This is a genomic window from Actinotalea ferrariae CF5-4 (assembly GCF_000603945.1).
In the GTDB taxonomy this organism is placed as follows: Bacteria; Actinomycetota; Actinomycetes; order Actinomycetales; family Cellulomonadaceae; genus Actinotalea; species Actinotalea ferrariae.
This window is the reverse complement of the sequence record NZ_AXCW01000194.1, coordinates 1-8,008: the sequence shown is the minus strand read 5'-3', so window position 1 is coordinate 8,008 and position 8,008 is coordinate 1. Positions and strand designations below refer to the sequence as shown.

The 8,008-nt window shown below is 75.6% G+C and carries 7 protein-coding genes; 6 read left to right on the top strand and 1 reads right to left on the bottom strand.

What is annotated here, in order from left to right:
- Both N866_RS14155 and N866_RS14150 read left to right on the top strand, forming a co-directional pair.
- A partial coding sequence (locus N866_RS14155; RefSeq protein WP_034227466.1) for a molybdopterin-dependent oxidoreductase occupies window positions 1-956 on the top strand: 956 nt, incomplete at its 5' end.
- A 161-nt stretch (window positions 957-1,117) separates the two neighbouring features.
- Window positions 1,118-2,272, top strand: a complete 1,155-nt coding sequence (locus N866_RS14150; RefSeq protein WP_081802664.1) for an isopenicillin N synthase family dioxygenase — start codon at window positions 1,118-1,120, stop codon at window positions 2,270-2,272.
- Window positions 2,273-2,319: 47 nt separating this feature from the next.
- Here N866_RS14150 and N866_RS14145 read toward each other — a convergent pair whose 3' ends face one another.
- Window positions 2,320-3,057 carry a 2,3-bisphosphoglycerate-dependent phosphoglycerate mutase gene (locus N866_RS14145; protein ID WP_034227460.1) on the bottom strand — a complete coding sequence of 246 codons (738 nt, stop codon included), beginning with the start codon at window positions 3,055-3,057 and terminating at the stop codon, window positions 2,320-2,322.
- 109 nt (window positions 3,058-3,166) lie between these two features.
- On the opposite strand from N866_RS14145, the gene N866_RS14140 reads away from it, so the two are divergent.
- The 4 genes from N866_RS14140 to N866_RS14125 all read left to right on the top strand — a co-directional run.
- Window positions 3,167-5,266: a S9 family peptidase gene (locus tag N866_RS14140; protein ID WP_034227458.1), complete on the top strand. Its 2,100-nt coding sequence runs from the start codon at window positions 3,167-3,169 to the stop codon at window positions 5,264-5,266.
- A gap of 140 nt (window positions 5,267-5,406) precedes the next feature.
- Entirely contained in the window at window positions 5,407-6,609 is a 1,203-nt protein-coding gene (gene pdhA / locus N866_RS14135; protein ID WP_034227457.1) for a pyruvate dehydrogenase (acetyl-transferring) E1 component subunit alpha, read from the top strand.
- The gene (locus N866_RS14130) at window positions 6,606-7,670 is read left to right on the top strand and encodes an alpha-ketoacid dehydrogenase subunit beta (protein ID WP_081802663.1); all 1,065 of its coding nucleotides are present in this window, start codon (window positions 6,606-6,608) and stop codon (window positions 7,668-7,670) included. The genes pdhA and N866_RS14130 overlap by 4 nt, the downstream gene beginning before the upstream one ends.
- The coding region (locus N866_RS14125; protein ID WP_034227456.1) for a biotin/lipoyl-containing protein at window positions 7,670-8,008 on the top strand (339 nt) is incomplete at its 3' end. The genes N866_RS14130 and N866_RS14125, both read left to right, overlap by 1 nt.

Genomic DNA, 8,008 nt, shown 5'->3' with positions numbered 1-8,008 from the left:
CCGCCCTGCGCCTGCCCCGGGCGACGCGCCCCGCCCCGCCGGTGCCGGCCGCCGCGGCCGCACCCGTCGCCGGGCTCGTCCCCGTGGTGACCCCGAACGACGAGTTCTTCCGGATCGACACGGCCCTGGCGGTCCCCCGCGTCGACCCCGCCACGTGGGAGCTGCGGGTGCACGGCCTCGTGGAGCGCGAGGTGCGGCTGACGTTCGACGAGCTGCTCGGGAGCGACCTCGTCGAGGCCGACGTGACCCTGGCGTGCGTGTCCAACCCCGTGGGCGGCTCGCTCATCGGCACCGCGCGCTGGCTCGGCCTGCCCCTGCGCGAGGTGCTCGACCGCGCCCGGCCGCTGCCCGGTGCGGACATGGTGCTCTCCACGAGCGCGGACGGCTTCACGGCGTCCACCCCGCTGGAGGTCCTGCTCGACGACCGCGACGCACTCCTCGCCGTCGGGATGAACGGCGAGCCGCTCCCGCTCCAGCACGGGTTCCCGGTCCGCATGGTCGTGCCGGGCCTCTACGGGTTCGTCTCCGCCACCAAGTGGGTCGTCGACCTGGAGGTGACCCGCTTCGCGGACGCGGAGGCCTACTGGACGGTGCGGGGGTGGTCCGACCGGGGGCCGGTGAAGACGTCGTCGCGGATCGAGGTGCCCCGGGACGGTGCGCGGGTCGATGCCGGCCGGGTGGCCGTGGGCGGCACCGCGTGGGCGCAGCACACGGGGATCACGGGCGTCGAGGTCCAGGTGGACGACGGACCGTGGCAGGACGCGGAGCTCGCGGCCGAGATCAGCGTCGACACGTGGCGGCAGTGGTCCTGGCAGTGGGACGCGACGCCCGGGGAGCACGTGCTGCGCGTCCGGGCGTCCGACGCCGCGGGCCGGATGCAGAGCCCCCGGCGTCAGGACGTCGTCCCCGACGGCGCGGAGGGGCTGCACGAGGTCACGGTCACGGTGCTGGGGTGAGACCGGCCTCGTCAGGCGCCACGTACGCAGCTATCCTCCGCCCTATGCCTCTGGTCCTGGTGCGCCGCGTCCACGTGGACCTGCTGCGGACCGACAGCTGTCTGTGTCGAGCCTGACCCGCTCCGACCCTCAGCTCGTCCCCCGCACCAGAAGGAACCCCGATGACCCTGCACTCCGTGCTGCCCGCTGCCTTGCCCGCTCACCTGCCCGCTCACCTGCCCCCTCACCTGCCCGCTCACCAGTCTGCTGCCCTGCCCGATGACCTGACGGACCCCGCCCCGCCCCACCCGGCGGACGACGCCCCCGCCCTGCCGGTCCTGGACCTGCGCCAGGCCGACGACCCGGAGACGGCCGAGTCCTTCCGCACCGCCCTGCGGGAGGCCACGCACGGGCACGGCTTCTTCTACCTCGTCGGGCACGGCGCCGACGCCGCCCTCGTCGACCGGGTCGTCGCGACCGCCCGCGCCTTCTTCGCGCTGCCCGAGGAGGCCAAGCTCGCCATCGAGAACACCCGCAGCCCGCACTTCCGCGGCTACACCCGGGTCGGAGGCGAGCGGACCCAGGGCAAGGTCGACTGGCGGGAGCAGATCGACGTCGGACCGGAGCGCCCCGTGCTGCCGTCCGGTCCCACGCAGCCCGCCTGGGGCGTGCTCCAGGGCCCGAACCTGTGGCCGGAGGAGCTGCCCGCGCTGCGCGACGTCGTCGACGAGTGGACGACCCTCATGGGCGCGGTGGCGGACCGTCTGCTGCGCGAGTGGGCGCTGTCCCTCGGGCAGGCACCCGACGTCTTCGACCCCGCGTTCGGCGACGCCCCCGCGTGGCTGACGAAGGTGGTCCGGTACCCCGGGCGCGTCGAGGGCGGCACCGACCAGGGCGTCGGCTGGCACAACGACTTCGGCGTCCTGACGCTCCTGCTCGTCGAGCCGGGCCGCCGCGGTCTCCAGGTCGAGTACCAGGGTGAGGCGCTCGACGCGCCGCCGCTGGACGGGGCGCTCATCGTCAACATCGGCGAGATGCTCGAGTGGGCCACCGACGGCTACCTCAAGGCCACGCGGCACCGCGTGCTCGCCCCGGAGCCGGGGACCGACCGCATCTCGGTCCCGTACTTCCACAACCCGTCCCTGGACGCCGTCTTCCCGCGGCTCACGCTCCCGGCCGACCTCGCCGCCCGGGCCCCCGGGGTGGCGCGCGACGCCGACGACGAGGAGATCCTCGACGAGTACGGCTACAACGCGCTCAAGAGCCGGGTCCGCGCCCACCCCAACGTCGTCGAGGCGCACCATCCCCACCTCGCGGCGGGCGTCGTCCGCGCCTGACCGTCCCTGACCGACCCGCGGGGGCGGGACCTGACGAGCCGCAGGCGTCAGGTCCCGCCCTCGCTCGCGATCTGGGCGGCGACGGCGTGCGCGGTCCCGGGGTCCAGGTAGCGCCCGCCCCGGGGCCGCGGCACGCCGTCCTCGAGGGCGTACACGAGCGGCTGCGCCTGGGGAAGGTTGAGGTGCAGGACCTCCTCGTCCGACAGGCCGTCGACGAGGAGGCACAGCGCGCGCAGGGAGTTCCCGTGCGCCACGACGAGGACGACGGCGCCGTCTGCGACGAGGCCCCGGGCCTCCGCCCAGCACGGCGCGACCCGGTCGACGACGTCCTGGAGCGACTCGCCGCGGCCGGCGGGTGCCAGGCCGGAGCCGAGCGCCTCGTAGAGGTCCAGCCGCGCGGCGGCGTCGTCGTCGAGGGGTCCGGGCAGGCCGTGGCGCGTGCGCCGCAGCGAGACGAACCGCTCCGGGCCGAGGCGCTCCCGCGCGGCGGCCTTGGCCAGGCCGGTGAGGAACCCGTAGTCCCGTTCCACGAGTCGCCACCGCTCGCGCAGCGGGACCTGCCCGCCCACCTCGGTCTGCACGACCTGCGCGGTGCGCAGCGCCCGGACCATGGGCGAGGTGAGGACGACGTCGGGGACCAGGCCCGCGGCGTCGAGCAGGCGGGCCGCGTCACGCGCCTGCGCGACGCCACGCGTCGTGAGGTCGACGTCGATCCGGCCGGTGAACTCCTGCGCCGCGTTGGCGACGCTCTCGCCGTGGCGCAGGAGCACGAGGCGCCCCGTCACGTCGGGTTCCCGGACGGGTGGCGGCGGCCGGCGCGGCACGCGCCGCGAGGTCGGAGCATGCCCCGACCCTAGGAGAGTCCGCCGCGCGGCGCTGGCCTAAGGTCGCGGGGTGATCCCCGACGACGTCGCCCTCCTGCAGACCCCCGGCACCCCGGCGCTCAGCCCCGACGGCACCACCGCCGTCTGGTCCGTGACGTCCCCCGACCTCGCGTCCGACGAGTACGTGGGTGGCCTGTGGACCGCCTCGACGGACGGCTCGCGGGACGCGCGGCGGCTCACGCGGGGTCACCGCGACACCGCGCCGGCCTGGTCCCCGGACGGACGGTGGGTGGCGTTCCTGCGCGCCGAGCCGCAGGGCCGCCCGCAGCTGTGGGTCGTGGAGGCGACGGGCGGGGAGCCCGTCCGTCTCACCGACGCACCGCTGGGCGTCGGCGAGCCCCGGTTCTCCCCGGACGCCACGCGCCTGGCCTACCTCGCCCGCGTCCCGGAGGCCGGCCGGTACGCCGCGGGGGCGGACGCCGCCGCCGAGCCGCCCCGGCACATCACCACGCTCCGCTACCGCGGCGACGGCGTGGGGTTCTTCCGGGACCGGCCGCAGCACCTCTTCGTCGTCGACGTGCCCGCCGAGCCGTCCCCCGCCGCGCGACCCGAGCCGCTCGCCCTCACGTCCGGCGACGTCGAGGTGAGCGGTCACCGCTGGCTGCCCGACGGCGAGCGCCTCGTCGCCGTCGCGGCCGTGCACGCCGGGCGGGAGGAGGACCTGCTCCGCGACGCCGTCGTCGTGGCGGCGCGGCCCGCCGACGGCGCATCGGGCGCGCCGGTCCCGGTCACGCGTGCCGGGACGCGGGACGCCCTGTCCGTCGACGCGGTGGCGCCGTCGCCGGACGGGCGCACGCTGTGGCTCCTGGCCAGCGACCAGGGCCCGACCGGGCGCGACTTCGTCACGGCGCAGACCGGCCTGTTCTCGCTCGACCTGGAGGCGGCGCTCGCCGGGGCGGACGGCAGTGCGGACGGGAGTGCGGACGGGAGTGCGGACCGCGGGGCGGACGGCGCGCCCCGCCGGCACACCGACGCCGAGGCGGTCGACCTCCTGCCCGCCGTCCTCGTGCCGACCGCGGAGGTTGTCGTCGTCGCCGACCAGCGGCGGGGCGCCGTCGTGCTGCTCGCGCTGCCCGCTACGGCAGAGGGCCCGGAGCGTGTCCTGCTGGGCGGCCCGGTCGTCGTCTCCGGCGCGGACGCGACGACGGACGGCACGGTCGTCGTCGCGTCGGCCGGCCGGCCGGACTCGGCGGGCGACGTCGTCGTCGTGCGGCCCTCGACGGGCGGGGAGCCGGTGTGGCTGACCGACCTGTCCGCACCGCTGCGGGCCACCGGGCGGCTCCGCACACCTCGCGAGCTGACCGCCTCCGCACCGGACGGGTACCCGGTGCACGGCTGGGTCGCCACGCCAGACACCGCGCGGCACGCCGGGCCGCACCCGACGATCCTGCTCATCCACGGCGGGCCCTACGCCCAGTACACGCACGGCCTCTTCGACGAGGTCCAGACACTCACCGAGGCGGGCTACGCCGTCGTCCTGGGCAACCCCCGGGGCTCGGCCGGGTACGGCGCGGCGCACGGCCGCGCGATCCGCGGCGCGTTCGGGACCGTCGACGCCGACGACGTCCTCGCGCTCCTGGAGGCCGCGCTGGCCGACGCCTCCCTCGGCCTGGACGCGGACCGGGTCGGCGTCATGGGCGGCTCCTACGGCGGTTACCTCACGGCCTGGCTGACGACCCGGACGCACCGCTTCGCTGCGGCTGTCGTCGAGCGCGGGTTCCTGGACCCGGTGAGCTTCGTCGGCTCGAGCGACATCGGCTGGTTCTTCGGCCTGGAGTACCTGGGCGACCCCGGCACGCCGGACGGGGCCGCGGCGGTCGCCGCGCAGTCGCCGATGGCCCACGTCGGCGCCGTCCGCACGCCGACGCTGGTGATCCACTCCGAGAACGACTGGCGCTGCCCCGTGGAGCAGGGTCAGCGGTGGTTCGTCGAGCTGCGGCGCCGCGGGGTGGAGGCGGAGCTGCTGCTCTTCCCCGGGGAGGGACACGAGCTGACGCGCTCCGGACGGCCGCGGCACCGCGTGCAGCGCTTCGAGCACGTGCTGGCCTGGTGGGGTCGCCACCTCCCGGTGACGCGCCCGTCCGAGCAGCGGGACGGCGCGTCCTCCTGACGGGACGCGCCCCGGCGCGACGCTCCGAGGATGTCCGCATGATGGGCAGAAGGTCCCTTGCGGCCGTAGCCTGACGGCACCACGGGCAACGGAGCCCGGGCCTCACGAGGGCGCGGGCTCCGCCACACACGGAGCGAGACATGTTGCGTTCACACGTCCACCCGACCGCTGTGCACGAACGACGCGAGACGGCGCGAACCGCCGCTGCGTCCGGACGTGCCGACCACGACCCCGCCGTGCGCGGCGACCAGCTCGTCCAGCTGCTCGCCCCCGACGGGACCCGCACGCCGGACCCCGAGTACGAGCCCTGGGTCGAGGACGTCGACGCCGACCGGCTCGTCGCGCTCTACGAGGACCTCGTCGTCGTCCGCCGCCTCGACGTGGAGGCGACAGCCCTGCAGCGCCAGGGGCAGCTGGGGCTGTGGCCCCCGCTCCTGGGCCAGGAGGCCGCCCAGGTCGGGTCGGCCCGCGTGCTGCGGCGCGACGACTTCGTCTTCTCCAGCTACCGGGAGAACGCCGTCGCCTACTGCCGCGGCGTGGACCTGACGGACATGGTGAAGGTCTGGCGCGGGACCGCGAACTCCGGCTGGGACCCCTTCGCGGTGGGCATGGCGACCCCGCAGATCATCATCGGCGCCCAGACCCTGCACGCCACCGGCTGGGCGATCGGCGCGGTCAAGGACGGCACCGACGCCGTCGCGGTCGCGTACTTCGGCGACGGTGCGACGAGCCAGGGCGACGTCAACGAGGCGATGGTCTTCTCGGCCAGCTTCCGCGCCCCGGTGGTCTTCTTCTGCCAGAACAACCAGTGGGCGATCTCCGAGCCGGTGGGCCTGCAGGCCGTGCGCCCCCTCGCCGACCGCGCCCCCGGCTTCGGGATCCCGAGCGTGCGCGTGGACGGCAACGACGTCCTGGCGGTCATGGCGGTCACCCGGCAGGCGCTGGACCGCGCCCGCCGGGGCGAGGGGCCGACCTTCGTCGAGGCGGTCACCTACCGCATGGGGCCGCACACCACGTCCGACGACCCGACCCGCTACGTGGACCCCGCGGACCGCGAGGTCTGGGCCGCGCGGGACCCGCTCCTGCGCGTCGAGCGGCTCCTGGAGCGCGAGGGCCTGCTCGACGACCAGGTGACGACCGCGGTGAAGCAGGCCGCGGACTCCGCCGCCCGCCGGATGCGGGCCGGCTGCCTGGGGCTCACCGCGCCCGAGCCCCTGAGCCTCTTCGACCACGTCTACGCGACGCCGTCGTCGTGGCTGGAGCGGCAGCGCAGCCAGTACGCCGCCTACCTGGCGATGTACGAGGACGGCGACGGGACGGCCGCGCAGGACGGTGCGCGATGACGGCGCCGACGACGGACCGCACAGCGGGGCCCTCGGCCCCGTCGCCGACGGCGGGTCCCACGACCCTCACGCTCGCCGGGGCCCTGAACCTCGGCCTGCGGCACAGCCTGGAGGAGGACCCGGCGGTCGTCCTCATGGGTGAGGACATCGGGACGCTCGGCGGCGTCTTCCGGGTGACCGACGGCCTCCAGCGCGACTTCGGCGCCGACCGGGTCATGGACACGCCGCTCGCGGAGGCCGGGATCGTCGGCGTCGCCGTCGGGCTCTGCTACCGCGGGTACCGGCCGGTCGTCGAGATCCAGTTCGACGGCTTCGTGTACCCGGCGTTCGACCAGCTCGTCACCCAGGTCGCCAAGCTCCGCTACCGGACGCAGGGACGGGTCTCGATGCCGATCACCGTGCGGATCCCGTACGGCGGGGGCATCGGTGCGGTCGAGCACCACTCCGAGTCGCCCGAGGCGTACTTCACGCACACCTCGGGCCTGCGGGTCGTCACCTGCTCGCACCCGCAGGACGCCTACACGCTGCTGCGCCAGTCGATCGCCTGCGACGACCCGGTGATCTTCCTCGAGCCCAAGCGCCGCTACTGGACCAAGGCCCCCGTCGAGGCGTCGCTGGACGGCGCGCCGCCGATGGAGGCGGCCGCCGTGGTCGTCGAGGGCGCCGACGTGACCCTCGTCGCGTACGGACCGCTGGTCGCGACCGCCCGGGACGCGGCGGTCGCCGCGGCCGACGACGGCATCGCGGTCGAGGTGATCGACCTCCGCTCGCTGTCCCCCATGGACCTCGCGACCGTCGAGGCGTCGGTGCGGCGCACCGGCCGCCTCGTGATCACGCACGAGGCGCAGCAGCACGGCGGCCTCGGGGCGGAGATCGCGGCCAGCATCACCGAACGGTGCTTCGAGCACCTCGAGGCACCTCCGGTCCGGGTCACGGGCTTCGACGTGCCGTACCCGCCGGCCAAGCTGGAGGAGCACTTCCTGCCCGGCCTGGACCGGATCCTGGACGGCGTGGACCGCGTCCTGGGACGTCCGCACTCGCTGACCGGTCGGGAGGGCTGATGGCCGTGGAGGAGTTCGCGATGCCGGACCTCGGCGAGGGGCTGACCGAGGCCGACCTCGTCTCGTGGCTGGTCGCGGAGGGCGACACCGTCGAGCTGAACCAGACGATCGCGGAGGTGGAGACGGCCAAGGCGCTCGTCCAGGTCCCGTCGCCCTTCGAGGGCACGGTGACCCGGCTGCACGTCCCGGAGGGGACCACCGTGCCGGTCGGCGCGCCGATCCTCTCGGTCCGCACCTCCGCCGACGACGCAGCGGAGCCCGAGGCCGCGGCACCGGAGGGCGCCGCACCCGAGGCGACCGAGCCGGACGCGGACGACGGCGCCGCGGGCTCGGGCGAG

What these genes read in the sequence shown, in the direction of transcription:
- N866_RS14150 (WP_081802664.1), top strand. Translation starts at nt 1,118, where the DNA reads ATGACCCTGCACTCCGTGCTGCCCGCTGCCTTGCCCGCTCACCTGCCC.
- N866_RS14130 (WP_081802663.1), top strand. Translation starts at nt 6,606, where the DNA reads ATGACGGCGCCGACGACGGACCGCACAGCGGGGCCCTCGGCCCCGTCG.
- pdhA (WP_034227457.1), top strand. Translation starts at nt 5,407, where the DNA reads ATGTTGCGTTCACACGTCCACCCGACCGCTGTGCACGAACGACGCGAG.